A 26,455-nucleotide genomic window follows, 5' to 3' on the forward strand; every position below is an offset into this window, starting at 1 on the left:
GTTTTGCCTCCTAATCGGTATAAATGACGGTGTTATTTGGTGACATGTACCAGCTACTTTGGCTTTGACCACTGGCATCAAGAGCGAACTCGGCAAAATTCGAGTAGGCTTCCAAGATATTCTTACGCTCTTTCGGGTGCTTCCAAGTGGTAGGAATTTCAATCCCCCATGGCAAACCATTTGCGTTGTGGAAATGCGTATCACCTGATGAGGCATCGTTCCCGTAAGATTTGTAACGACTATCGAACTTACTTGTTGGAGCTTGATTTTTAAGGTGGATCTCTAAACTGCGCCCTGGGTAGCCGCCACTGAGCTCATAACCGATATCGCCATAGTAATGCCCAGGTGCAGCGAAGATGAATGGGTCATAAGGGAAATCAGGCATGCTTGACGTATCGATGGCATTTTCCAGCGAGAAAGTGAGGCTCCAGATTGGGCGATAAGCAGTGCCGCAATTGTCTTGGGTTCGGAACATGGTACAGCCTTGAGCTTCACCAGCCTCAGTGATATCCCACAGGTCCTCGTGAATAATAAATACCGCATCGGTGGTGTCTGTCTCAAGAATGGTTCCAGACACTGGTGAGCCATTCACACTCAGAGTGACAGAATCTGACTTAATATCTTCTTTGGCCACACCAGGTAAACGAATAGCGAATCCAGAACGGTTATCTCCACCAAGCGCGGCTACCTTTCCTTCCATCTTCATGCGAATAACTTGATCGTTGAGCTGATATTCGGTGTATTTGACGTTCATCAGTACGTCATTCATATCGTAATCGCCCATGAGTGGATATTGGTCTTCGTAGGCAAAGGTCGTGTAGCCGCCACCACTAGGATAGGTTTCTGTTGTCACGCCACTTTCGGTGATTTCGACGGGGTAATCTTCAACTTCACCGGAAGGGACCCCACCACTTGGTCCAATTCCTGCTGTGTTGGAAATACGAAAACGAGCCCAAGTATCCCCTTCTACTGCCCAAGTTGGTACAGTGAAAAACAGATCAGTAGTGCTATCGGTCATCGCACGGTCACTAATAATGATTTCGGACGATTCGAATTCTCCATCACGGTCGAAATCTATCCAAGCATTGAGAACCGAGCTGGCTGACGTACCTGCAGCGGTCGCGATGATCTTACTCGTTTGGCCCACTTGAATAGGAACTGGGAACTGAATGCCGTCATCATCATCCACGCCGTCTGAAACGTCATCACTGTCAGGGTAAACGCTACCATCGGTCTCACCATCCACGAGAGAGCCTAACTTAAGGTCTGACAGGCCATGGCGAGCACCCGATGAGGAAAAGAGCGTTTTATAGCTATCTGGCGCATCACCAAACTCGGTGTATTCACTTGGCTCAACAGGTGCAAGTGCACAGCGCGCTCCATCGTTCGAGTTACTTGAAGGACCATAGGCAAAAAACTCTGCGGTTGACTGTTCACCGTTGATGGCGACCTTAAAGATATAGCCGTTACTATTGTTACTGGCGTAAAAGTTACCATCCACGTCGAAATAGACCGCCCCAAATGTTAAACGATAGCCAAGTGCGTTTTTATCAAGAAGCTGATTAAGTCGATTAGTGGTTCCGGATGAGACGTCGATCTCCCAAAGGTAACCGTTGGCGTCGATAGAGTAAGCAAGACTGTTGTCTGGGTGGAAGGCCAAGTCGTAGATTGAAGGGTTACCAAATTGACTCGATGGTGAAGAGAGCTCCATAACTAATGTGGTTAAATCAATACGATAGAGCCCATAGGAGGGTCTGTACCCATACCAAGCGTTTTCATCCAGCGACACATCGCCGACATAGATCGAAGTAGGGGCTCCAGAAGGCTTCGAGACACTGAGCAAAGTTTTGGTGAATGTGGAATCAATACGAGAAAGAGACTGCGCGCCATAATCCCAGCCGTAAATAAAATCATCATGTTTGCTGTAGCCGACACCATTGAGTTTGGCTGTACCTAGGTTGGAGGTCAGCGTGACATAGCTACCAACATCAATATTTACCCCAAAGGATATAGGGGTACCGGTAGGATTCTGAATAAGAAATGCTTGGGTAGGACAGCTAGTAAAGGGAGTTTCAGCCCAAGCGGGATTGAGACTACAAAAAAGTAGGCTCATAAGCATGGTTGGTTTAGCCATCTGGGTCGTTTTCATTCTTGTGTCCTCGCGCAACTTAAGTGGAATATTTGAGTGGTTGCACAGGACGTGCCACGCTGTGAACCCTTGTCGCATATAGGGTTTGCGTTGAGATTGTCAATATGAGAAGCTTGGCGCTCTTTTTGAGAATCAAACTGAATTAGGCGATAAAGCGAAATGATTATTGAATTTGAAGAGCAGCTACTAGAGCTAATAGATGTACGTATCGAAACAGCATCTGATGACGAGCTGTTTGCTGGTGGCTATCTACGTGGTCATATCTCTTTATCTGCAGCTGCGTGTGAAGAAGAAGGGATCAATGATGTTGAAACGCTAAAAGAGCGAATCCAAGCTAGCTTAGAAGCTGCTCGTTCTGAACTTACACCTGCGGATCGCACCATCGTTAATGATCTTTGGTTAGAGCTTGTGAATAACGCATAAGCGTCTCTAATCGATAAAAAACACAACAAAGGGTTGTTCGAATTTTTCGAACAACCCTTTGTACTTTTTGCGCTTGTTGAAGTTTTGCTGCGACGATATTCTTTCTAACACACAACGGGAAACGAATAACGAATAGGTAAACAGCATGAAAATTGTCGCTTTTGGAGCATCGAACAGCTCAACTTCTATCAATAAAGCATTGGCTTCTTACGCTGCGAATCAAATTGACGGCGCAGAAGTGAAAGTTCTCGACCTTAATGATTACCAAGTACCAATGTTCAGTGAAGACACTGAAAAGGAAATTGGTCAGGCTGAAGGGGCAAAAGCATTTTTAGCAGATCTAGAGCAAGCTGATGCCATTATCGTTTCGTTTGCTGAGCACAATGGCTCTTACACAGCGGCGTATAAAAATCTGTTTGATTGGTCAACGCGTATTGAACGTAACGTATTCCAAGAAAAGCCAGTGGTTTATCTAGCAACGTCTCCAGGTCCAGGCGGTGCACAAACGGTTTTAGCCGCTGCTACGGGTTCAGCGCCTTACTTCGGCGCTAAAGTAAAAGCGTCGCTGTCAGTGCCAAGCTTTTACGACAACTTTGACTTAGAAGCGGGTACTTTCCGTAATGCTGAAATAGAACAACAATTGAAACAAGCTGTGGGTGAGATAAGCGCTACTGCTGTAATCGCTTAAGCAAGTATAGATTTGAAAACGCCTTCATCATTGATGAAGGCGTTTTATTTTGTGGAGACTTAAATTTCAGTGATGGCTTTGCCTTTACGCAACTTTCTAACCCACATTCGGCTAGGGTGCAGTTGCTCTAACACGTCAACAGGCAATGGCAGTGGATCGCCACAAATTTGAGATGCCAAAACTTCTGCTAGCAGTGGTGCTGAACTCAAACCGCGAGAACCAAGGCCTAGCATACAGAATAGATTTGGTTGACTCGGAACGTTAATCGCATTTTGTGCCGGCTTTTTCTTATGCAGTTCTGCATACTCTTGTTTAATCGTACTAAATTCACCGACATTGCCAACGAACGGCAGATGGTCTCGGCTCACGCAGCGAATCCCTTGGCGAGAAAGTTCACCAGAAGTATCAACTTGCTGTGGCCAAGTTTGGTTTGGCACACATTTACGCAGTTTGTCGCCGTTCTCTTGCTGAGCGACCGGGTCAAAAACATTGTCCAGATGAGAGCGGTCGTAGCTTGCGCCAATACAATGATGACCATTGTTTGGATTCTCTGGGGTCATATAGCCGTCGTAACAGAGGACGGTCTTAAGCTTTTTTAGATCATCGGTAGTCGGAATATGGCTCACTTGTCCTTTGACTTGCCCAAGCGGAATGCCTGATGTCTGCGCTAGTTCTGCAAATTGATGGCCATTTGCCACAATGACAGTGTCATGGATAAAGTCTGTTTGAGCGCTGGATAACGTCCAGTTCGATGCTTCGTCATTCCACTTCATACGTTCAATTTTGGTATTAAAGACGGCGTTGAAATGGGTCGTACTACTTAACTCGTCAATTAAGCCTTGAGTGAGTTGCGCAGGACATAACCACCCACCAAGAGGGTAATGCACGCTTGGCATATCAATAGGTAAGCCAATTTTCTCGCTAGTTTGCGACGCGTCAAGGCGGTGAATCAAGTGTGAGTCGAAGTCACCGGTCAGCATCTTCTCCAGCTTAGTTTCTGCATCCTCATTCCACATCAATTGTGTGACGCCACACCAATCATGATCGAACTTAACAGTTTCGGCTGCTTGTGCAACGAATTGGCGCGCAAATAAGAACGCTGGAGCAAACACGCGCGATACGCCTTCATGAGCCCCATTTAACAGCGGGTAGACTGCGCCTTGTCGGTTGCCAGACGCGCCTTGTGCAGGCGCATCATCTTGGCAATAAAGCGTCACCTGCTTGCCGCGTCGAGTCAACGTTTTGGCTAATGTAGCACTGGCAACGCCACCACCAATAATCGCAATAGACTCACTTGAGCGACTTGCGCTACGGTGGAACCAAGGTTTGAAGTTCGAGTCGGGTTTCTTGTCTGGTAAATGGCCAGCAATCATGTCACGTTTAGTGCCAAAGCCTTTGACCTTCTTCATCTCAAAGCCCGCTTCAATCAGACCACGACGAACAAAGCCTGCGGCGGTAAACGTCGCACAAGTACACTCTTGTTTGGCTAATGTGGCCATACCGTTGAAGAGATTCTGGTTCCACATTTCAGGGTTTTTGCTCGGTGCAAACCCATCTAGGAACCAAGCATCCACTAAACCTTGTTCCGGGACCGGCACTTTTGGCATACAATCTTTAATATCACCAAACCACAGGTCGAGTGTAATCGCTCCATTTTCAAGTACGATACGGTGACATTCAGGTACCGCAATTGGGTAGTGGGCTTGTAGCTTTTTGGCGTATTCAGCCAGCTCTGGCCAAGCATCATGTGCTTTAACTAAATCTTGCTGGCTTAGTGGGTACTTCTCAAAGCTAACAAAGTGCAACTCTTGTAAGGCGGCATCTGGGTTTTGCTGCTTGAAACGATCGAACCATTGCCAAACGGCAAGAAAGTTGAGTCCGGTACCAAAGCCTGTTTCCGCGATAACAAAGCGTCTTTGGTCATATGTTTGCCATCTTTCAGGCAGATGATTCTGATGAAGAAAGACGTAGCGAGTCTCTTCAAGACCGTTGACGTTTGAAAAGTAGACGTCGTCAAACTGGTCAGAAACTGGGGTTCCAGCTTCGTTCCAGCCTAGTTGAGCGTTGGTAATTGTGGTCATAGTGTCGGAAATATGTAAATAGAAACGATAATATTGTGGTAATTGTACGGTTTTAAGGGAAAGCTGACCACTTTTCCCCGCTATCTTAGTTATTATCTAGCGGATTTTTGAATTATAGGAATGTCATAATGAAACGAGTCGTAATCACCGGTATGGGTATTGTTTCAAGTATCGGTAACAACGTCGAAGAAGTTTTAGCGTCTCTAAAAGAAGGTAAATCTGGTATTACTGCGTCTGAGCAGTTTAAAGAACACGGTCTTCGTTCACAGGTTTGGGGTGATCTAAAGATTAACCCAGCAGAGCATATTGACCGTAAACAGATGCGCTTTATGGGTGATGCGGCTGCGTATGCATACCTATCAATGCAGCAAGCAATTGAAGACGCTGGCCTAACTGACGAGCAAGTGTCTAACGACCGTACTGGTATCGTTGCGGGTTCTGGTGGTGCTTCTGCACTAAACCAAACTGTTGCGACTGATACCATGCGTGCAAAAGGCGTTAAGCGTGTTGGCCCTTACATGGTGCCACGTACGATGTCTTCAACAGTATCAGCGTGTCTAGCAACGCCATTTAAAATCCGTGGTGTGAACTACTCGATGAGTTCAGCTTGTGCAACCTCTGCACACTGTATCGGTCACGCAATGGAGCTTATCCAACTTGGTAAGCAAGACATCGTTTTCGCTGGTGGTGGTGAAGAGCTAGATTGGTCTCAAACTATGATGTTTGATGCAATGGGCGCACTTTCTACTAAGTACAACGAGACTCCAGAAAAAGCATCACGTACTTACGATGCAGACCGTGACGGTTTTGTAATCTCTGGTGGCGGCGGCATGCTAGTTATCGAAGAACTAGAGCACGCTTTAGCTCGTGGCGCGAAAATTTACGGTGAGATCGTAGGTTACGGCGCAACATCTGATGGCTACGACATGGTTGCTCCTTCTGGTGAAGGCGCGGTGCGTTGTATGAAGATGGCGATGCAAGATGTTGATAGCATCGACTACGTAAACACACACGGTACATCTACTCCTGTGGGTGACGTGAAAGAGCTTGGTGCTATCCAAGAGCTATTCGGTAGCAACAGCCCTGCAATTTCTGCAACGAAAGCGATGACTGGTCACGCTCTAGGTGCGGCAGGTGTTCATGAAGCAATTTACTCTACACTAATGCTAGATAACGGTTTTATCGCACCAAGCATTAACGTAGCGAACCTAGACGAAGCGGCTGCAGGCCTAGACATCGTGACTGAAAAGCGTGATGCAGAGCTAACGACCGTTATGTCGAACAGTTTTGGTTTTGGTGGCACAAACGCTACGCTAGTTATCAAGAAGTACCAAGGCTAACTGAATTTGCAGTGCATGCCTTTGGCTCGCATTTGCAATCCAGTTTCCAGAGCTGATTAACCTTTAGTGATAAAGGCTAATCTGACAGACGCAGACTTTAACCCATGGAGAGCGGGTTAAGATCCTTTTGTTCTGGACTATTGCCCGGCTATTATGCCGGGCATTTTTCTATCTGCTATTTGGCAAGCATTAATACCTCGACAGTGACGAGCCTTTTCTGCACAATCAACTCAATTGCAATTCAAATATACAAAGACATGAAAATCCTAATCGATGAAAACATGCCTTACGCTGAGCAGCTTTTTAGCCAGCTAGGTGAGGTGGTACTAAAATCCGGACGTACTCTGACTGCAGACGATCTTGTTGACGTTGATGCACTGATGATTCGTTCGGTGACGAAAGTGAATGCTCAGCTAATCGAAAAGGCCAACAAACTTAAGTTTGTCGGAACGGCTACAGCAGGAATGGATCATGTCGACCAAGCATTGTTGAAAGAGAAAGGCATCTTTTTCACCGCCGCGCCGGGCTGTAACAAAGTCGGTGTTGCCGAGTATGCGTTTAGTGTGATGATGGTTTTAGCGCAGCAGCATGGCTTCTCTGTCTTTGATAAGACAGTGGGGATTATTGGTGCTGGCCAAGTGGGAAGCTACTTACAGCAATGTTTGGCTGGTGTTGGTATCAAGGTGCTAATCAATGACCCTATCAAGCAAGAGGAAGGGGACACTCGCACCTTCACTGAGCTTGAAACACTACTTGAACAAGCTGACATCATTACTCTTCATACGCCAATTACCCGCGATGGTGATTACCCAACGCATCACTTAATCAATGAATCTGTGCTTAATAACCTACGCAGTGACCAGATTCTAATTAACGCGGCACGTGGCCCAGTTGTAGACAATAGCGCGCTTAAGGTGCGTTTACAGAAGAATGATGGCTTTATTGCGGCACTAGATGTATTTGAATTTGAGCCAGAGGTTGATATGGAGCTTCTGCCTCTGCTAGCATTCGCAACCCCTCATGTAGCCGGATACGGTTTAGAGGGCAAAGCTCGCGGTACGACGATGATATTTAATAGCTACTGTGAGTTTTTAGATAACGAATTACGTGCGCACGCCAGTGACCTGCTACCTACCGCGCCAGTGCCTCAATTAGTACTGGATCGTGAGTGGGATGAAGCGACGCTGCACAATATCACGCAGCTAGTCTATGATGTGCGTAAAGATGACGCCTTATTCCGCCGAGAGATCAGTAAGCCAGGTTCTTTTGACCTGATGCGTAAAAATTACTGGGACCGTCGTGAGTACAGTGCAGTCACATTAGTCGGTGACAACACATGTCAGTTATCACCACTAGAAAAATTAGGTTTTCAGGTTGAGGTAAGTCAATGAGCCAACAATACAATGTTGCTGTTTTAGGTGCTACTGGTGCAGTAGGCGAAACAATTCTTGAAGTTCTACAAGAGCGCAAATTCCCTGTTGGAGAGCTTTACCTACTTGCGAGTGAGCGTAGTGAAGGTAAGACATACCGTTTTAATGGCAAAACGGTACGCGTACAAAACGTCGAAGAGTTTGATTGGTCTCAAGTGCATATTGCACTGTTCTCAGCTGGTGGTGAGCTATCTGCGAAGTGGGCTCCTATTGCGGCAGATGAAGGCGTTATCGTGATTGATAACACCTCACAGTTCCGCTACGAATACGATATTCCTTTGGTTGTACCTGAAGTTAACCCTGAGGCCATTGCTGAGTTCCGTAACCGCAACATCATTGCTAACCCTAACTGTTCAACTATTCAAATGGTGGTTGCACTGAAGCCGATTCATGATGCGGTGGGTATCGAGCGTATCAACGTTTCAACCTATCAGTCAGTGTCAGGTGCGGGCAAAGCGGGTGTTGATGAATTAGCGGGCCAAACGGCTAAGCTGCTTAACGGTATGCCAGCAGAAACAGAAGCGTTCTCGCAGCAAATCGCCTTTAACTGTATTCCGCAAATCGACCAATTCATGGAAAACGGCTACACCCGTGAAGAGATGAAAATGGTGTGGGAAACTCAGAAAATCTTTAACGACCCAGGCATCACAGTAAATCCGACCTGTGTTCGTGTTCCTGTATTCTACGGCCACGCAGAAGCGGTTCACCTAGAAACTTGTGCGCCAATCGACGCTCAAGAAGTAATTAACTTGCTTGAGAATACGGAAGGCGTTGAAGTTTTCCAGGGTGATGACTTCCCAACTCAAGTTCGTGATGCGGGTGGTAAAGACCACGTAATGGTAGGTCGTATTCGCAATGATATTAGTCATCATAGCGGCGTGAATCTATGGGTAGTTGCCGACAACGTACGCAAAGGCGCAGCAACTAATGCGGTTCAAATCGCAGAAGTACTGATTCGCGATTACTACTAAACCTCGCGTTATTTGACTCTTAAAGCCTCGCCATAGTGTGAGGCTTTTTTAATCGAAATGAGAAAATTAGTGTGAGATTAATGCGATTATGGCGCTAGACACACATTTTTTGCCTCTACACCTATAGTTTTGGTGGGTTTATCCGATATATTTAACAGATCATTGTCTTTAATTTAATTGAGCACATAGCTGAGCCTTATATGCGTCGACTTTTACAGCGTCTACTTCTGCCGTTAGCAGTGGTTGCCGTGACTCAAACTTCTATCGTTAATGCAGAGAGCATTCGTCTTAAAGGGCCGAATGGAGAGATTCAATCGTCTCCCCAGTTCTCAGAGCCACTCTCTCGTAATGCGCGCGTGACAGATGAACCTTCGCGCTTTTACGGTCCGACGACTAGCCAAGAAACACTTTGGGGCATTGCAACTCAGTTGCGACCTTCAAATAGTGTGACCGTTCAGCAAACGCTTTACGCCATTTTCCAGCTCAACCCTCAAGCGTTTGAAAACCAGAATATTCACGAATTGATTCCACAAAGTACAATTCGTATCCCATCTTTAGAGCAAGTAAGCAGCGCTAGCACACAAGAGGCGGTTCGCGTGATGGCTGCGCATCAAGCGCGTCTAGGTAAAGTAACACCAGCGACATCAACTACGCCAACAGTGGCTAAACCTGAGGTTAGCCCAGCTCAAAACACGACCAATACTCAGCCAGCGACGACTGAGCCAAAAGTAGAACAATCACCAAAGAGTGATTTGCAAGCGATCGCTAAAAACGAGAAACAGCAACAAGTTAAAAGTTTAGAAAATCAGTTAGAAGTATCTGAAACCGAGCTCGTTGCACTTGAAGAGAAAAACCACAAGCTGCGTTTAATGCTGGCTAATGTTCAGTCGGAAGTCGACGTACTAAAAGATGAACTGAGTGATGAAAACCGCATCCGTGATGAAGTGGAAAAACTGCTTGAAGAAGAGCGTCAACGTTTAGCCGAAGAGCAAAAGTTAGCACCATCTGCGCTAGAACAGCTTTTCTCTAATACTTGGCTAGTTGCGGCTCTGGCAATTATTCCAGGTCTTTTGATTGGCCTTCTCGTCATGATGCTGTTAGGTCGTCGCTCCAAACAGGAAGAACAACCAGCAGTAGATCCAGTTGAACAGCAAGCACCACCACCAGTTGCACCAATAGCTCCAGACACGCTCAACGAAGATATCGACGATGACTTGTTGCTCGATGACGATCTGTTTGGTGAGTCCGATGACGATAGCGAAATGCTATTTGGTGACGACTCAGAGCTGACAGAGGAAGAGTCCGATGATGTCTTTGCTGATCTTGATGATGGCGATCTAGATTTCAACCTTGAAGGCGAAGATGGTGATGACCCATTTGCCGGAATCGGGGATGACGGTGATCTTGATGAGTCACTTGCTGACGCCGATCTTGGTTCGAGTGGCATTAGTGTCAATGGTGACGACAAAGCGCTTGGTCTAGAAGAGATGGAGCGTGCGTTGGATGAAGTCGTGATCGATACGGATGACGATGAAGAAGCGTTTGATCTCTCCGATGAAGGTGAGCTGTCACAAGATGATTTTGACTCCCTTCTTGCAGGCGACGAAGTTACCGAAGAGCTGGGTACCGATGAGTTAGATCAAGCACTGCTTGATGACCTGTTCAACGATGCTCAAGATGACGCTTCTAGCGATGGTTTAGATATCGATAGCTTGTTAGACGAAGATGAAGATAGCTTTGATTTAAGTGATGAGTCTGACGACTCGACATCGGATCTGGGTATTGCATCTGATAGTGACATTGATGACATCTTCGCTCAAATGGATGCGCAAGCCGATTTAGAGTCTTTAGAAGCCAACTCGATAGATGAAACTGCGCTACTTGATGAGATGCTTGAGGATGATAGTGTCGATATCAGTTCAGACAGCACTGACCTACTTGATGAGCTCGTAGCAGAAGAAAGTTTAGATAGCCTTTCATCAACAGAAGAGAGCAGTGATGATCTGTTTGATGAATTGATTACTGCTGATGAAGAGCTAGATCAAGAGAGTACCGAGCTGCTTGACGAGTTTGTGACGGATTCTGATGACAATAGTGAATTTGACTTAGAAGCTGAACTCGACGATTTGATTGGCGCAGAGCAGCCAGAACCGATTGAATTAGGTGATGATGCCGGTTTATTGGATGAGGTTGTTGATTCTCAGCTAGAAAACGCTGAAACGGCAGAGCTTGGTGACGATAGTACCGATCTGTTTGAAGAGTTGCTTGATATCGAAAAGCAGAGCACTGAACAAGCTGAATTGGAAACTCCGCAACCAGAGCCAATCTCTGAAGAGGCACTAGACCTTGCAGATAGCGATAAAGACTTTTCGAGTGAAGACTTTATCGACGATATGTTAAGCGCAGCGCCGGAAGCGGATCCTTTACTCGAAGAAATTAATTTAGATGAAGGTGATGATGTTGAGTTGGAGCCAACTGCTAACCTTGACATCGATAGTCTAGAAGAGAGCATTGCAGAGCCAGAGCCAGAGCCAGAGCCAGAGCCAGAGCCAGAGCCAGAAGAAGATGATTGGTTAACGTCAGCGATTGATGAAGTTGAAAATCCTGATTTCGAACAGGATTTCGCAGCCGAAGCTGAACAACCAAACATTGATGAACAGCTAGATGTTGCTCCAGAAGCAATGCCTTCTGATGAAACACTCTCTGATGGTGTGGATGATATTGAAGATGAAGACGATTGGTTGGACTCTATCGTTGATGAGGTCGAAAATCAGACTGACGCAGCGTCAGCAGATTTCGTTGAAGAAAAGCCAACTGCCGAGTTAGATGAGGCGATCTCTGAGTCTGGTGCTGAGCAAGCGGAAATTGTTGAAGAAGATTTGCTTGCACAACAAGAACGTAGCCAAGCACCATCTAATGAAGCTCCTGAAGCTCCTGAAGCTCCTGAAGCTCCTGAAGCTCCTGAAGCTCCTGAAGCTCCTGAAGCTCCTGAAGCTCCTGAAGCTCCTGAAGCTCCTGAAGCTCCTGAAGCTCCTGAAGCTCCTGAGTCAGTGGTGGAGGAAGAACCTCAACCGCCAATGCCTGAAGCTATTCCAAATGAATTTGGCACACCACAAGATGAAGACTGGGTAATTGATGAGCCGGAACTATCTCAGCCAGAAGCTGAAATTGAAGATGCTATCGCTGAACCAGAACTGGAGATACCAGAGCCTCAAGCGGAAGAATCATCATTAGAACTCGATGACCTTGAACTGCCTGAATACAGCGAAGAAGACGCACTAGCAGATGCTATCGCTGGACCAGAACTGGAGATACCAGAGCCTCAAGCGGAAGAATCATCATTAGAACTCGATGACCTTGAGCTACCTGAATACAGCGAAGAAGACGCACTAACGGATGCCATCGCTGAGCCAGAACTGGAGATGCCAGAGCCTCAAGCAGAAGAATCATCGTTAGAACTCGATGACCTTGAGCTGCCTGAATACAGCGAAGAAGAGGCACTAGCAGATGCTATCGCTGAGCCAGAACTGGAGATGCCAGAGCCTCAAGCGGAAGAATCATCGTTAGAGCTTGATGACATAGAGCTGCCTGAATACAGCGAAGAAGACGCACTAGCAGATGCTATCGCTGAGCCAGAGCTGGAGATGCCAGAGCCTCAAGCAGAAGAATCGTCGTTAGAACTCGATGACCTTGAACTGCCTGAATACAGCGAAGAAGACGCACTAGCAGATGCTATCGCTGAACCAGAACTGGAGATGCCAGAGCCTCAAGCGGAAGAATCATCGTTAGAGCTTGATGACCTTGAGCTGCCTGAATACAGCGAAGAAGACGCACTTGCAGACGCTACCGCTGAGCCAGAGCTGGAGATGCCAGAGCCTCAAGCGGAAGAATCATCGTTAGAGCTTGATGACATAGAGCTGCCTGAATACAGCGAAGAAGACGCACTAGCAGATGCTATCGCTGAGCCAGAGCTGGAGATGCCAGAGCCTCAAGCGGAAGAATCATCGTTAGAGCTTGATGACCTTGAGCTGCCTGAATACAGCGAAGAAGACGCACTTGCAGACGCTACTGCTGAACCAGAACTGGAGATGCCAGAGCCTCAGGCTGACGAATCATCACTAGAACTCGATGACCTTGAGCTGCCTGAATACAGCGAAGAAGACGCACTAGCAGATGCTATCGCTGAACCAGAGCTGGAGATGCCAGAGCCTCAAGCGGAAGAATCATCATTAGAACTCGATGACCTTGAGCTACCTGAATACAGCGAAGAAGAGGCACTAGCAGATGCTATCGCTGAGCCAGAACTGGAGATGCCAGAGCCTCAAGTAGAAGAATCATCGTTAGAACTCGATGACCTTGAGCTGCCTGAATACGGCGAAGAAGACGCACTAGCAGATGCTATCGCTGAGCCAGAACTGGAGATACCAGAGCCTCAAAAGGAAGAGTCATCACTAGAACTCGATGACCTCGAACTGCCTGAATACAATGAAGAAGACGCACTGTTAGACTTAGAGCCACTGGCAGAAGAGCTAAGCGAAGAGAATGATGACTTTGAGCTTGATCCTGTCGAGTTGCCTGAATTGGGAGAAATTCCATCAGAGAACATTCAAGACGAGTCAGATGATCTTAAGATGCAGCGTCAAGAGTTTAATGAGTCGACGTTTGATGAGTTATTGTCTGAAGATGATACTCAGTCTGCGAGCTTCTCGTTTGATACGCCAATTGATGAGACGACCTCAGATAGTGCCGGTATGGATATCGACGCCATGCTTGAAATTGGTGAAGACTGGAATGGTTTCAGTTTGTCACCGGATCAACAAGCGGAGATCCCTGATGATATCCCTGAAGATGAGCAAGACGTCTGGTCGAATGACAACCAGCCAGAACAAGCACAGATCTTGGATGAAAATTGGGAAGACCAGCCAGACTTGGATGAGTTTAACCCTCAAGAAAACAAGTACCGCACTATCGACGAGTTGATGGCAGAGGTTGAGTCAGAAGAAGCTCAAGAAATCGATGAGGAGCTTAAACTAGACGTCGGTCTGAATGATTTCCCTGATGTGATTGGTGATATCGGCTCGGGGGACGACGTTGATGCGAATTCAGAGGCGGCTGGGAAGCTCGACCTGGCAAAAATATACCTAGAGATGAATGACGCTCAAGGCGCTAGGAAGCTACTTGAAGAGGCAATCGTTGATGGCAATGATGACATTCGCCGCGAAGCGAAAAACCTTATCGACGTAATCGACAAATCCTAACTAAATCGAATATAAGGGGGCAGTTTAGCCCCCTTACTTTTTGGTATATACTTCCCGCCCCATTTTTAGCTCAACAACCCTGCGAGAACATCTAATGAGAATTGCTTTAGGTATCGAATACAATGGTACTCAATACTATGGCTGGCAGCGCCAAAGAGAAGTTAAGAGCGTTCAAGAGAAACTAGAACGTGCACTGAGCGTTGTAGCAAATCAACCGATAGAAGTTCAATGTGCTGGCCGCACTGATGCGGGTGTGCATGGCACTGGTCAAGTTGTCCATTTTGATACGACAGCAACGCGTAAAATGGTTGCATGGACGATGGGTGCTAACGCGAACTTACCTGATGATATCGCTGTCCGTTGGGCGAAAGAAGTCCCTGAAGAGTTTCATGCGCGCTTTTCTGCAACTGCACGCCGTTACCGATACATTATCTTCAACAGCGCCCTACGTCCGGGGATCTTATCTTCTGGTGTCAGTCACTATCATGGTGAACTCGACGAGAAAAAGATGCACCAAGCAGCTCAATACCTACTAGGTGAGAATGATTTTACGTCGTTTAGAGCAACCCATTGTCAGTCACGCAGTCCGTGGCGCAATATGATGCACATCAATGTAACTCGTCATAATCAGTATGTTGTCATTGATATCAAGGCCAATGCCTTTGTTCACCATATGGTACGTAATATCACCGGTAGCTTAATTTGTGTCGGTCGTGGTGAACAACAGCCTGAGTGGATTGCGGAGCTGCTAGCGGTAAAAGATCGCAAGCTAGCAGGGGCAACAGCTAAGGCTGAAGGCCTGTATTTAGTTGATGTTGATTACCCTGATGAATTCGAATTGCCAAGAGTGCCGATTGGGCCACTTTTTTTGCCAGACAACTTGAACTAAACCGTGGTAAATTGTCGAAAGAATCAGAGCTTTAGTGCGTGAGAATTTCCTTCAAGAAATAGGTACAACCAGTTTTTTGTCTACACTTGGCATTTAATATGCTTTAATCCTCACGCGTAAATTCAGAATTTGTATCCTTCGCGATCGCGAAGGAGTAGAGAGAAAAGGTCTTCCATGAGTTGGCTTGAAAAGATTTTAGAAAAAAGCAACATCGTTAGTTCACGTAAAGCGTCTATCCCTGAAGGGGTTTGGACTAAATGTACTTCATGTGAGCAAGTGCTTTACCACGCTGAACTAGAGCGTAACCTAGAAGTATGTCCGAAATGTGACCATCACATGCGAATGAAGGCGCGTCGTCGTCTTGAGACATTCCTAGATGAAAATAATCGCGTTGAAATCGCGGACGAGCTTGAGCCACAAGATAAGCTGAAGTTCAAAGATTCTAAGAAATACAAAGACCGTATCTCTGCGGCTCAAAAGAGCAGCGGTGAGAAAGATGCCCTTGTGGTAATGAAAGGTGAACTGTTAGGTCAGCCTATCGTTGCTTGTGCATTTGACTTCTCATTCATGGGTGGTTCAATGGGCTCTGTTGTTGGTGCACGTTTCGTTCGTGCAGCAGAAGCAGCAATGGAAGCGAATTGTGGTCTTGTGTGTTTCTCTGCAAGTGGTGGTGCACGTATGCAAGAGGCATTAATGTCTCTAATGCAAATGGCAAAAACCAGTGCAGCGCTAGAGCGTATGTCTGCGAAAGGTCTACCATTTATCTCGGTAATGACAGACCCAACAATGGGTGGTGTATCTGCAAGTCTAGCTATGCTAGGTGACATTAATATCGGTGAGCCTAAAGCACTAATCGGTTTTGCAGGTCGTCGTGTTATTGAGCAAACGGTACGTGAAGATCTACCAGAAGGTTTCCAACGCAGTGAGTTCTTATTAGATCACGGTGCGATTGATATGATCGTTGATCGCCGCGAAATGCGTCAGCGTATCGGTAGCCTAATGGCGAAGATGAACAATAAACCATCACCATTGGTGGTTTCAGTCGACGATTCGCCAAATGAAGCTGCTTATTCTGTACCAGAAGCGAGCGAAAAAGGGTAAAGTAACTTACTAACAGGCAACCACAATTCATTGGTTAAAGTTAGATGAGTCAAACCCAAATTCCCCAAGCCACATCACCACTAGCGATGTGGCTTGATTATTTAACAAACATCCATACTTCTGCGATCGACCTTGGTCTAGATCGTGTTCAAGCTGTTGCTAAATCAGCAAATCTTACCAAACCTGCTCCTACAGTGATTACTGTCGCTGGTACAAACGGCAAAGGCTCGACTTGTGCCTTAATGGAAGCGATCCTGCTTGATGCTGGCTATTCAGTTGGTGTGTATAGCTCTCCCCATTTAATCCGATATAACGAACGTGTTCGTATTAACGGCCAAGATCTCGCTGATGAGAAACACGCCGAAGCTTTCGATTATATTGAAAAGCAGCGTGGTGAGATTAGCCTCAGTTTTTTTGAGTACGGCACGCTAGCGGCGTTACGTTTGTTCCAAACTGAGAACGTCGACGTTGTTCTATTGGAAGTCGGCTTAGGTGGCCGCTTAGATGCGACCAATGTTGTTGATCACGATGTCTCTGTCATTACTAGCTTGGCTATCGATCATGTTGATTGGCTAGGGGACGACATCAATGTCATTGGTTTCGAAAAAGCAGGTATCTATCGTAGCGATAGACCGGCCATCTGTGGGCAGCCAAAAGCACCTGCGACGGTAGCTGCACATGCTGATGATATCGGTGCTGAGCTGTATCAAGTGGGTATTCAATACAACTATGAACTTGTCGACGATAGTACCTGGCGTTGGGTTCATGGCTGTTATGAGTTAGATAGTCTTCCAGTACCGGGGCTACCTTTGCAAAACGCGGCCACCGCTTTAATGGCACTAGGGACATCGAACCTTGATATCTCGGATGTAAATATCGTTAAAGGTTTGCAAAATGCTAAGCTACCGGGCCGCATGCAGATTATTAGCTCAGAGCCAACCATTCTACTTGATGTCGCACATAACCCTCATTCTGCGCAATATCTTGTTGAACGTGTGGCGAAGCAGTACCCAAGCAAGGCGATTCACACTGTGGTTGCCATGCTGCACGATAAAGACATCCAATCGACGCTTGAAGCATTAGCGCCAGTTGCATCAAATTGGTATCCAGCATCTCTCTCTGGCCCAAGAGCGGCTAAAGCCGAAGAGCTTTGTCAGTTTCTTCCGCAAGCGACGCAGCAATTCTCTACGCCCGTTGAGGCTTTTGAAGCTGCAATGACAAATGCGAAGGCAGAAGATGTCATTCTTGTTGTGGGCTCCTTCCATACCGTAGGGGAAGTGCTGGAGCATTGGCAAAAGAAAGGAGTTTAAATGGCAAGTAAGTTTCAAAATCGTCTGGTTGGCACCATTATTTTGGTGGCAATCGGTGTGATTGTTTTGCCCGATGTTTTGGATGGGAAGAAAACCCATTACAAAGAAGAGATCGCGAGCATTCCGTTAAAGCCAGAGCTTGATAGTGAATTAGAAAGCTTTGAAGTTCTCGATCCTGTGGACGATTCAAGTAGTTTGCCGGATACCCCGGTAGAAGTAGTTGATATAGACGATCAGTCGGTAGCAGAAGATAAACCGCTACCTGTGGTGGTTAAAGAAGTCCCTGAGCGTAATGAATATCAAGATACTGCTTGGATTGTTCAGTTGATGGCACTTAAAAATGCCGACAATGCGAAGAATCTGGTCAAGGATTTACAAAAGCGTGGATACCAAGCTCACACCAAACCTGAGAACGGCTTCACACGAGTAATAATTGGCCCAGATGTGTCAAAGAGTAAATTAGAACGTCAGATTGTTGAATTGGAAAAAATTACCGGTTCAAAAGGTCAATTGATTAAATTTAAACCACTAAATCCATAAGAAAACGTTTGCGTCAGCGTTTTTTCTGTTAAAATGCGCGCCAACTTAAGATGTAAGTAGAAAATGAATACATTAGATATCGTCATTTTAGGTGTGATCGGGCTATCCGCTTTGATCAGTTTAGTTCGCGGTTTCGCGAAGGAAGCCTTGTCATTAGTTATTTGGTTTGGCGCTTTTTTTATCGCCAGTCAGTACTACGCTAAGTTAGCGGTGTACTTCACCAATATTGAAGATGAGATGTTTCGCAACGGAGCCGCGATAGCAGCCTTGTTTATTGCAACACTAATTGTCGGAGCAATCGTAAATTACGTTATTGCTCAATTAGTAGAGAAAACAGGTTTGTCAGGAACCGATAGAGTACTCGGTGTCGTGTTCGGCGGCTTGCGTGGTGTTCTTATCGTTTCTGCCGCGCTATTTTTTATGGATGCGTTTACATCGTTTCCAGACTCACAGTGGTGGAAAGGTTCACAATTGGTGCCGGAGTTTAGCCGCGTCATTGCACCTTTCTTTGAACACTTACAAGCAACATCTAGTTTCTTATCTGGCGCGCTATAACGCGCCAGTCATTGTCGAAAATCGAGGGTTAAGACATGTGTGGTATTGTTGGAATCGTGGGCACTACGCCTGTAAACCAGTCTATCTATGATGCGTTGACGGTATTGCAGCACCGTGGCCAAGATGCCGCGGGTATTTGTACCATAGAAAGCAATCGTTTTCGTCTGCGTAAGGCGAACGGTTTAGTGAAAGATGTGTTCGAAGCAAAACACATGCAACGCCTACAAGGTACAGTGGGTATTGGCCACGTGCGCTACCCGACAGCAGGGAGCTCAAGCGCTTCTGAAGCACAGCCTTTCTATGTGAACTCTCCATTTGGTATCACACTGGCACACAACGGTAACCTAACTAACGCTGCAGAAGTGCGCGAAAAGTTATTTGAGAAAGATCGCCGTCACTTAAACACGACATCTGACTCAGAAGTACTGCTAAACGTACTGGCTCATGAAATTGACACCGTTAAAGGTAACGTGACCGCTGATGATGTGTTCCGCGCAGTCACCAATGTACACCGTGCTATCAAAGGTGCTTACGCGGTTACAGCAATGATCATTGGTCATGGTATGGTTGCGTTCCGCGATCCTAAAGGCATTCGCCCTCTATGCCTAGGTAAGCGTGAAATCAATGGTGCGACGGAGTACATGGTGGCATCTGAGTCGGTGGCATTGGATGCGGTTGGTTTTGATTTTGTCCGTGATGTTGCACCTGGCGAAGCCATCTATGCGACATTCGATGGTCAGCTTCATACTATGCAATGTGCTGATAATCCAACGTTAAACCCATGTATTTTTGAGTTTGTATACTTTGCTCGCCCTGACTCTTTCATCGATAAAATCTCGGTGTACAGTGCACGCGTTGAAATGGGTAAGAAACTGGGTGACCGCATTCGTGATGAATTTAGCCATCTAGATATCGACGTAGTGATCCCAATTCCAGAAACCTCTTGTGATATTGCGCTGCAAATTGCTCAAGCCATCGACAAACCATACCGCCAAGGCTTCGTGAAGAACCGCTATGTTGGTCGTACTTTCATTATGCCAGGGCAGCAGCAGCGTAAGAAATCAGTGCGTCGTAAGCTCAATGCGATTCGTTCTGAGTTTAAAGATAAGAACGTATTACTGGTTGATGACTCTATTGTTCGTGGTACTACTTCTGAACAGATCATTGAAATGGCTCGTGATGCTGGTGCGAAGAAGGTCTTCATGGTATCCGCTGCCCCTGAAATTCGTTTCCCGAACGTTTATGGAATCGACATGCCAAGTGCAACGGAACTGATTGCGCACGGTCGTGACAACGACGCTATCTGTAAACAAATTGGCGCTGACGAGCTTATCTTCCAAACGCTAGAAGATCTGGTTGATGCGGTAGGTCTAGGTAACTCGGATATTGCTAAGTTTGAAACATCAGTATTCAACGGTGAGTACGTCACTGGTGATATCGACCAAAAATACTTAGACTTCCTTGAATCGCTGCGTAGCGATGATGCCAAAGTACAGCGTGAAATTCAGCAAGAGTTAGCTAACTTAGAGCTTCATAACGAAGGCGCCTAAGCTTTCTCTGCTAAAGATACGAAAAAGCCGACGTAATCGCGTCGGCTTTTTTCGTTCTCGGAAGATGGTAACAAATGTTGTGTTGCTAACTCTTAACTCGATACAGCTGGCTGAGCATAAACATAGCGGTCGCACTAATCACCACTGAAGGGCCCGCAGGGGTGTCATAGTGCCATGACATTGAAAGGCCAAGTAATACAGCAATAGCGCCAATAAGTGATGCAAATAGGGCCATTTGCTCGGGCGCCTTGGCAAAACGACGCGCTGTTGCAGCAGGAATGATCAGTAGTGAGGTCATAATTAGAGCGCCCACAAATTTCATACCAATTGCGATAACTAAGCCGACCATCAGCATTAGCACCAGACGCATCAAATCAACATTGTGTCCTTCGACGGCGGCTAAGTCTTCATTGACGGTTGTCGATAGCAGCGAACGCCAGAAAAAGCCCAATACAGCCGCAACAACCACAACGCCAAGGTAGATATAGACCAGGTCTTCAGGGGTAACCGCGAGAAGGTCACCAAATAGGTAACTCATTAGGTCAATACGGACATTGTCTAAAAAGCTAACCGCGACTAAACCCAAAGATAATGCACTGTGGGCAAGAATACCGAGTAAAGTGTCGGTAGCGACGACTTGCTGTTTTTGTAACGTTACCAGAAGAATGGCTAACGCTAAGCAGCAGACAGTTAGGGCGAGATAGAGATTGATATCAAGCAGTAAACCAAGTGCTAAGCCCATAAGAGAAGCATGCGCTAGTGTATCGCCAAAATAGGCCATACGACGCCAGACAACAAAAGAGCCTAAAGGTCCGGCAATCGCTGCAATACCAAGGCCTGCAAGAATAGACGGTAGTAGAAACTCAATCATGATGATGTCCGTGAGAGTGATGAGAACATTGTGACCCTTCGCCAGAGACGGGTTGGCCAGCTAAGTCGTGATGATGATGGTCATGTTGGTGGTGATAAAAAGCCAACGATTGCTGGTGAGTATGGCCAAATAGGGCAATATAGCTTGGGTGCTGCGCAATATCGGCAGGTGCGCCAGAGCAGCAAATATGATGGTGGAGACAAATAACATCATCTGTTTTTGCCATCACCAGATGTAAGTCATGCGAAACCATAAATACTGCACAATTAAAGCGGTGACGAATGGTATCGATAAGCTCATAGAGATCAATTTGGCCCTGAACGTCAACGCCCTGTGCTGGTTCGTCGAGAACGAGTAGATCAGGACGCTGCAATAATGCACGAGCGATAAGTACACGTTGGTTTTCGCCCCCGGACAAAGCATGCATATTGTTTGCAAGGAGATGTTCAGCCCCGACTAACTTCAACGCATCATGCAGCTCTTGTTGACTGTATTTTCCGGCTAGGCACAGAAAACGCTCTACATTTAGAGGCAGTGAGTCATTCAGTTTGAGTTTTTGTGGTACATAACCAACCTTTAACCCTTTCGTTTTGGTGACCTTGCCACTGTAACGTCGTTGCAGGCCTAATAGCACCTTAACCAGTGTTGATTTACCTGCTCCATTTGGGCCAATCAGGGTTGTGATTTTTCCGCGCTGGAGAGATAGATTGACTCTATCTAGTACTTTTCGTTCATCAAATTGAACGCAGATGTCGCTTAACTCGACTAGTGCCGACATGAATGGAACTCATTTGCAATTGCTTAGTGTTATAATGTAACATTTGTTGGTCCGTTAAACCAGAGTGTAATTTTGTTCGCTATGAAACGTTTTATTTCCGCATGTGCCCTTATGCTTGTTAGTTCTTCATTTGCTCATGCAGCAACCATTTTAACCAGTATCAAACCGATCCAATTGATTACCCTTGAACTTACTCAAGGCGTGTCTGAACCCGAAGTGTTAGTGGCTTCAAACGCGTCGCCTCATGACTACGCGTTAAAACCTTCGGACGTAAAACGTCTACGTACTGCTGATCTTGTTGTTTGGTATGGCAGCGATCTTGAACCGTTTCTAACCAAAGTGTTGGGAAATCAGCACAACGTATTAACGCTTAGCGATATTCAAGGCCTTGAGTTGCGCGAATATGACGGTGGTCACCACGATCACGACGGGCATGATCACGGCAGTCATGACCCCCACTTTTGGCTTGGTTATAAGCCTACCTTACAAGTAGCACAAGCAATTACTGAGCGCCTTTCTGAAGTTGATTCTGAGCATAAAGCTCAATACCAAACTAATCTCGCTGAATTTGAGGCGAAATTAACACAGCAACAAGATCAGATTAAAGCGCAGCTTGCACCAGTCGCCGATGCAGGCTATTACGTATTTCATGATGCCTACGGCTATTTTGAGCAGGACTTCCCGTTGAACCACTTAGGCTATTTCACGGTGAGTCCAGATAGAAAGCCAGGTGCAAAGACTTTGATTGCGATTCGTAAAGCGTTAAAAAATCAAAATGCTCAGTGCGTATTTTCAGAACCTCAGTTTACACCAGCAGTTGTTGAATCTGTAACGCGTGGTAGCCAAGCAAAGACGGGTGTGCTAGACCCAATTGGTGCGGACATAGACGTTGTTGCTGGTGGGTATTTCCAGTTTAAGCAAAACCTCGCTGACAGCTTTAGTCAGTGCCTAGGTCAATAATTTTGCCAAGCCAAAGGTAAACTTACCTTTGGCTTATTCCTATCTTGTGAAGTCCTTTAAAAAGTCACCATTAATTGATAACCCTCACTTGTTAATCTGCGCAATTACTAGATAATTATTATCACAAAATAATAGAGGGCCATTATTAGGCTCCAATACCGTTATCGTTTTATCTTTTTCGCTGCTAGGACAAGCTTTTGATTAGAACAGTATGGATGTTGTTCATGTTGCTGCTACCAGTACATGTTTTTGCATCCAACTCATCACTTATGGTCTTTTATCCCTTGCCAACTCAGGCTGAGGGAAAGGTCTTTGCCGCTAAACAACTCTTTCTCGCAGATGGTGGAGGTATATGGCTCCAAGATGTGCGTAATCAAGTCCTCTTCTTTGATGGGCAAAATATCACTCCAGAAGTCGGTTCAGCATTAGAGTTCGAAGCCGAACAAGTCGCATTTCTTGATAATGCATTTTGGACCTTTTTCCAAAACGAAATATATAGAACGGTCCCCAATCAAGAAAAAGAACTGATCTTTAGTCTTACACCGGGCAGTGAAATATTGCGAATAGGGGCTTCAAAGCGATTTATCTGGGTATCAGATGAGCGCAACTTCTACACCTATAACGTTGACAATGGTGAGTTTCAAACCTTCTCATTGATGGAGCTTTACCAGTATAACCAGTCTTCAAAGATCTTGATTAATGATGCGCAGTTTATCTATTCGCGTTGGGTACTAGCAACGAACGCTGGCGTGTATCTATCGCGCGAAGGGCAATTCGAGCATGTTGCTAGCTCAGGTAAGCATTACGTCGAAAAACTCTATTTTTCCGAAAAGCGCCGAGAGCTGATCATCGGTTCATTGAATGGTGCATTGACCTTTGATATCACCGCACCAAATAAGCCAATAAAAAGTATCGCAGGTAGTCACGTATTGAGTATTACTGAAACCAGCCAAGAGTATTGGATTGGTACCGAGAAAGGCTTATTTGTGTACTCGTTTTTAACCGGTGAAACCAAGCGCTTTGATCAGGGCTTCTTAGCCGGTAACGATCTTTCTGGTGAGAAAATCTATTCGTTACTCAATGATGGCGTTGGTGGAGTTTGGGTCGCAACCGATCGAGGTGTTCGATATTTTTCGCTGTTTTCTCAGAAGTTTGAACGTTTTCCAAGCGCACAATTAACCTTCAATAAACGTAAAGAAACATTGAAAAAGCTCATCCCAGCAGATAACCATGATGGCTATTGGGCATTGACCAACAGTGGGGTATATCGGGCGAGTTTATCTAATATCGGTAGCCGAACACTGATCTACCAAGGTGATGTCTATGACATTGAAGAGCATGACGGTGTGCTTTGGTTAGCAACGGATCAAGGCATTGTCTGTATTAATAGTGACAGTGGTAAAGTTATCGATGACTCACTGCCGCGCTTTTTGAAAGAAAATAGCGTCCGCTTTATCGAGTTGGATGAGCAGAATGTGGTCTGGGGTGCTAGCCAAAAACAAGTCTGGAGCTACCATTTATCGAGCGGTAAGTTAACGCAATATGGCTCTGAGTGGATGATTGATAAATATCTTCCTGCTCAATTAACGCATATGCATGTGACTAAGCAGGGATACTTATCACTAGGTACAGAACACGGGGTCTACCTGTTGAAAAATGGGCAAGTACACTTTGTTGGTGAAAGCGTCCCGTATGGCGAGGTGATTGATATCATCCAACCTGCCGACAATGAACTGTGGGTAGCGAGTCGTTATGGTCTCTACCAGCTTGACTTATATTTGGAACAAGCTGAACCGATTATGATGGTGGATGGTCATATTACACCTAAATGTCTGTTACAAAACCAAGACGGGCTATGGGTAACCTCTTCGGCAGGTTTATCTCGCTACAGTATCGATGGCAAGCTGATACATCATTATGGAGAGCCGTTTGGCCTCATCAACAATGAGTTTTCTCCGGGACTTTGTAGCTACAGCAATGATAGCCAACGTACTTTGTTACTTGGCGCGGATTCTAGCCTAGTGAAAGTGAACACCCATGAATTGGTGGTTAGTCGATTACCTGATATTCAGGTGATATTTAGCCAAATTAAGCGTGATCAAACACTGTATTCATTGGGTAACACTTTAAAAGAGCGTCCAAATTTAGGCTATCAAGAATCGATTACCTTCCAGTTTGGTGTGTTGCCAAGAGCCAATAACCTCCACTTAGAATATCGACTTAATGAAGGAACGGAGTGGCAAGCGCTAGATGGCACGACGTTAACTATCGAGCATCTAATGCCAGGCCATTATACATTGGATGTACGAGCGTTACGCAATGGAGTGCTTCAGGGACAAAGTAACAGTTATCAATTTACAGTGACAGAGCCATGGTTCATGACGAACTCTGCAATTGTTGCCTATATCGCTTTGTTAGTTATGGTCCTAGTGACCTCTGTTTATTGGCGCTCTAGAATTATGTCCGCTGCAAACCGTGAGTTAAAAGCGCAAATCGCACTAAAAACTAACCAGCTTCGTCATCAAAGTCGAATTCTACTAACGAATAACCAGCAACTGAGAAAACAACTGCAGGTCAGAAGGCTGATATTCACGCAGTCAGTCAATGCCTTGAAAGATAAATTGCCTACCTTTGGTGCGAATGATGAAACGGACACTGTACTGAAGCAACTGTCGAGAGAATTAGATTTGCTTGCATCGACACGTTCTACCAACGGACAAGCACTCCCTGTTCACAATCTGACTTTGATTATTCAATCGGCATTAAGTGGCTGGACAGAAGAGTTCGTAAAAGCAGGCGTCCACGTAGAGCTTGAAGCCGAAAGTGATCTTTATGTAAGTCTGGCGCACTTTAACTTAGATGAACTGTTTAATTTGCTGTTTGATGGGATTGTGAAACGCTGTTATCGAAATCAGACCGTGGTTATTCAATTATCTCGCAGAAATGATTTGATTGCTTTCGCCATGCTCGATCAGGGTGAAGAGTTAGAAAGTGATTCAATACTGACCTCGACGTTGCAAAGTTTGCGTTCATTAGTTGAGCAGAGTGGGGGAGAGATGACCTCTCATATTTCAAACGAGAGGAACTTAATTGAAATCGCGTGGCAAGCGAGTGATATCTTCGATGAAGATTCAATTGTCTCGGCACCTTCAAATCAAGAAAGTCCAGGATTCGAAGATGATGATCCTTGGTTAGAAAAAGTGACTGCCCTTGTTGAAGAGAATTACACCAATGCTGAGTTTGGTACCTCAGTCGCTGCTAAGTTGCTATTTGTTTCGGAGCGCAGCTTGCAGCGACGATTGAAATCAGCGACCGAGAAAACCTTTACTGAGTATCTAACTGAAGTCCGTCTCGATAACGCATGTCGTCGTCTATTGGCTGGAGAGAAAGTATCAGAAGTTGCATTTGAGTGTGGCTTTAATGACCCTTCTTACTTCAGTCAGCGCTTTAAACACCGCTTTGGTATGTCTCCAACTCAATTTGTTGAGCAGCAAGACAGACTTTAATCTCCCCCTTTCCATATCGATATTCCGGTTAGTGGAGGCGCATAAGCGCTTTCTC

18 protein-coding genes are annotated in these 26,455 nt (G+C 45.8%); 14 read left to right on the forward strand and 4 right to left on the reverse strand.

Translation table 11 applies throughout. The features are described 5' to 3' along the window. Positions 1-10 precede the first annotated feature (10 nt). Entirely contained in the window at positions 11-2,134 is a 2,124-nt protein-coding gene (locus tag VIA_RS12030) for an LruC domain-containing protein (protein ID WP_412774861.1), read from the reverse strand. Between the two features lie 174 nt (positions 2,135-2,308). On the opposite strand from VIA_RS12030, the gene VIA_RS12035 reads away from it, so the two are divergent. Together VIA_RS12035 and VIA_RS12040 are read left to right on the forward strand one after the other, a co-directional pair. Beyond that, entirely contained in the window at positions 2,309-2,572 is a 264-nt protein-coding gene (locus VIA_RS12035; protein WP_004413275.1) for a YfcL family protein, read from the forward strand. Between the two features lie 145 nt (positions 2,573-2,717). After that, entirely contained in the window at positions 2,718-3,260 is a 543-nt protein-coding gene (locus VIA_RS12040) for an NADPH-dependent FMN reductase (RefSeq protein ID WP_004413277.1), read from the forward strand. A gap of 59 nt (positions 3,261-3,319) precedes the next feature. Here VIA_RS12040 and mnmC read toward each other — a convergent pair whose 3' ends face one another. Beyond that, positions 3,320-5,341, reverse strand: a complete 2,022-nt coding sequence (gene mnmC, locus VIA_RS12045) for a bifunctional tRNA (5-methylaminomethyl-2-thiouridine)(34)-methyltransferase MnmC2/FAD-dependent 5-carboxymethylaminomethyl-2-thiouridine(34) oxidoreductase MnmC1 (protein WP_004413278.1) — start codon at positions 5,339-5,341, stop codon at positions 3,320-3,322. Positions 5,342-5,469: 128 nt separating this feature from the next. On the opposite strand from mnmC, the gene fabB reads away from it, so the two are divergent. The 10 genes from fabB to purF all read left to right on the forward strand — a co-directional run bounded on the left by fabB (position 5,470) and on the right by purF (position 20,285). Next, entirely contained in the window at positions 5,470-6,681 is a 1,212-nt protein-coding gene (gene fabB / locus VIA_RS12050; protein ID WP_004413279.1) for a beta-ketoacyl-ACP synthase I, read from the forward strand. A 257-nt stretch (positions 6,682-6,938) separates the two neighbouring features. Further along, positions 6,939-8,072: a 4-phosphoerythronate dehydrogenase gene (locus tag VIA_RS12055; protein ID WP_004413280.1), complete on the forward strand. Its 1,134-nt coding sequence runs from the start codon at positions 6,939-6,941 to the stop codon at positions 8,070-8,072. Beyond that, positions 8,069-9,082 carry an aspartate-semialdehyde dehydrogenase gene (locus VIA_RS12060; RefSeq protein WP_004413281.1) on the forward strand — a complete coding sequence of 338 codons (1,014 nt, stop codon included), beginning with the start codon at positions 8,069-8,071 and terminating at the stop codon, positions 9,080-9,082. The genes VIA_RS12055 and VIA_RS12060 overlap by 4 nt, the downstream gene beginning before the upstream one ends. Before the next feature lie 200 nt (positions 9,083-9,282). Further along, positions 9,283-14,340: a FimV/HubP family polar landmark protein gene (locus tag VIA_RS22015; protein WP_004413282.1), complete on the forward strand. Its 5,058-nt coding sequence runs from the start codon at positions 9,283-9,285 to the stop codon at positions 14,338-14,340. Positions 14,341-14,434: 94 nt separating this feature from the next. Then, positions 14,435-15,229 (forward strand): tRNA pseudouridine(38-40) synthase TruA, encoded by a 795-nt coding sequence (gene truA, locus VIA_RS12070; RefSeq protein WP_004413283.1) that lies wholly within the window; start codon positions 14,435-14,437, stop codon positions 15,227-15,229. Between the two features lie 174 nt (positions 15,230-15,403). Then, the gene (accD, locus tag VIA_RS12075; protein ID WP_004413284.1) at positions 15,404-16,330 is read left to right on the forward strand and encodes an acetyl-CoA carboxylase, carboxyltransferase subunit beta; all 927 of its coding nucleotides are present in this window, start codon (positions 15,404-15,406) and stop codon (positions 16,328-16,330) included. Positions 16,331-16,374: 44 nt separating this feature from the next. After that, a complete protein-coding gene (gene folC, locus VIA_RS12080) occupies positions 16,375-17,640 on the forward strand; it encodes a bifunctional tetrahydrofolate synthase/dihydrofolate synthase (protein ID WP_004413285.1) in 1,266 nt (421 codons plus the stop codon). Continuing rightward, positions 17,641-18,180 (forward strand): SPOR domain-containing protein, encoded by a 540-nt coding sequence (locus tag VIA_RS12085; protein WP_004413286.1) that lies wholly within the window; start codon positions 17,641-17,643, stop codon positions 18,178-18,180. Positions 18,181-18,243: 63 nt separating this feature from the next. Then, positions 18,244-18,735 (forward strand): CvpA family protein, encoded by a 492-nt coding sequence (locus VIA_RS12090; protein WP_004413287.1) that lies wholly within the window; start codon positions 18,244-18,246, stop codon positions 18,733-18,735. Positions 18,736-18,770: 35 nt separating this feature from the next. Then, on the forward strand, positions 18,771-20,285 hold the full coding sequence (gene purF / locus VIA_RS12095) for an amidophosphoribosyltransferase (RefSeq protein ID WP_004413288.1): 1,515 nt from the start codon (positions 18,771-18,773) through the stop codon (positions 20,283-20,285). A gap of 85 nt (positions 20,286-20,370) precedes the next feature. Here the strand turns inward: purF and znuB are convergent, their stop codons facing one another. Further along, complete coding sequence (gene znuB / locus VIA_RS12100) at positions 20,371-21,156, reverse strand: zinc ABC transporter permease subunit ZnuB (RefSeq protein ID WP_004413289.1); 786 nt, start codon at positions 21,154-21,156, stop codon at positions 20,371-20,373. Beyond that, positions 21,149-21,934, reverse strand: coding sequence for a zinc ABC transporter ATP-binding protein ZnuC (gene znuC / locus VIA_RS12105; protein ID WP_004413290.1), 786 nt, complete (start codon positions 21,932-21,934; stop codon positions 21,149-21,151). Before znuC ends, znuB begins: the two co-directional genes overlap by 8 nt. A gap of 81 nt (positions 21,935-22,015) precedes the next feature. Here znuC and znuA point away from each other — a divergent pair, with 81 nt between their 5' ends. Beyond that, positions 22,016-22,894: a zinc ABC transporter substrate-binding protein ZnuA gene (znuA, locus tag VIA_RS12110; RefSeq protein ID WP_004413291.1), complete on the forward strand. Its 879-nt coding sequence runs from the start codon at positions 22,016-22,018 to the stop codon at positions 22,892-22,894. Between the two features lie 224 nt (positions 22,895-23,118). Further along, positions 23,119-26,400, forward strand: coding sequence for an AraC family transcriptional regulator (locus tag VIA_RS12115; RefSeq protein WP_004417120.1), 3,282 nt, complete (start codon positions 23,119-23,121; stop codon positions 26,398-26,400). Positions 26,401-26,455 lie beyond the last annotated feature (55 nt).

Origin of the sequence: Vibrio orientalis CIP 102891 = ATCC 33934 (assembly GCF_000176235.1) — a bacterium.
Lineage (GTDB): Bacteria > Pseudomonadota > Gammaproteobacteria > Enterobacterales > Vibrionaceae > Vibrio > Vibrio orientalis.

What these genes read in the sequence shown, in the direction of transcription:
- VIA_RS12030 (WP_412774861.1), bottom strand. Translation starts at nt 2,134, where the DNA reads ATGGCTAAACCAACCATGCTTATGAGCCTACTTTTTTGTAGTCTCAAT.
- VIA_RS12035 (WP_004413275.1), top strand. Translation starts at nt 2,309, where the DNA reads ATGATTATTGAATTTGAAGAGCAGCTACTAGAGCTAATAGATGTACGT.
- VIA_RS12040 (WP_004413277.1), top strand. Translation starts at nt 2,718, where the DNA reads ATGAAAATTGTCGCTTTTGGAGCATCGAACAGCTCAACTTCTATCAAT.
- mnmC (WP_004413278.1), bottom strand. Translation starts at nt 5,341, where the DNA reads ATGACCACAATTACCAACGCTCAACTAGGCTGGAACGAAGCTGGAACC.
- fabB (WP_004413279.1), top strand. Translation starts at nt 5,470, where the DNA reads ATGAAACGAGTCGTAATCACCGGTATGGGTATTGTTTCAAGTATCGGT.
- VIA_RS12055 (WP_004413280.1), top strand. Translation starts at nt 6,939, where the DNA reads ATGAAAATCCTAATCGATGAAAACATGCCTTACGCTGAGCAGCTTTTT.
- VIA_RS12060 (WP_004413281.1), top strand. Translation starts at nt 8,069, where the DNA reads ATGAGCCAACAATACAATGTTGCTGTTTTAGGTGCTACTGGTGCAGTA.
- VIA_RS22015 (WP_004413282.1), top strand. Translation starts at nt 9,283, where the DNA reads ATGCGTCGACTTTTACAGCGTCTACTTCTGCCGTTAGCAGTGGTTGCC.
- truA (WP_004413283.1), top strand. Translation starts at nt 14,435, where the DNA reads ATGAGAATTGCTTTAGGTATCGAATACAATGGTACTCAATACTATGGC.
- accD (WP_004413284.1), top strand. Translation starts at nt 15,404, where the DNA reads ATGAGTTGGCTTGAAAAGATTTTAGAAAAAAGCAACATCGTTAGTTCA.
- folC (WP_004413285.1), top strand. Translation starts at nt 16,375, where the DNA reads ATGAGTCAAACCCAAATTCCCCAAGCCACATCACCACTAGCGATGTGG.
- VIA_RS12085 (WP_004413286.1), top strand. Translation starts at nt 17,641, where the DNA reads ATGGCAAGTAAGTTTCAAAATCGTCTGGTTGGCACCATTATTTTGGTG.
- VIA_RS12090 (WP_004413287.1), top strand. Translation starts at nt 18,244, where the DNA reads ATGAATACATTAGATATCGTCATTTTAGGTGTGATCGGGCTATCCGCT.
- purF (WP_004413288.1), top strand. Translation starts at nt 18,771, where the DNA reads ATGTGTGGTATTGTTGGAATCGTGGGCACTACGCCTGTAAACCAGTCT.
- znuB (WP_004413289.1), bottom strand. Translation starts at nt 21,156, where the DNA reads ATGATTGAGTTTCTACTACCGTCTATTCTTGCAGGCCTTGGTATTGCA.
- znuC (WP_004413290.1), bottom strand. Translation starts at nt 21,934, where the DNA reads ATGTCGGCACTAGTCGAGTTAAGCGACATCTGCGTTCAATTTGATGAA.
- znuA (WP_004413291.1), top strand. Translation starts at nt 22,016, where the DNA reads ATGAAACGTTTTATTTCCGCATGTGCCCTTATGCTTGTTAGTTCTTCA.
- VIA_RS12115 (WP_004417120.1), top strand. Translation starts at nt 23,119, where the DNA reads ATGTTGCTGCTACCAGTACATGTTTTTGCATCCAACTCATCACTTATG.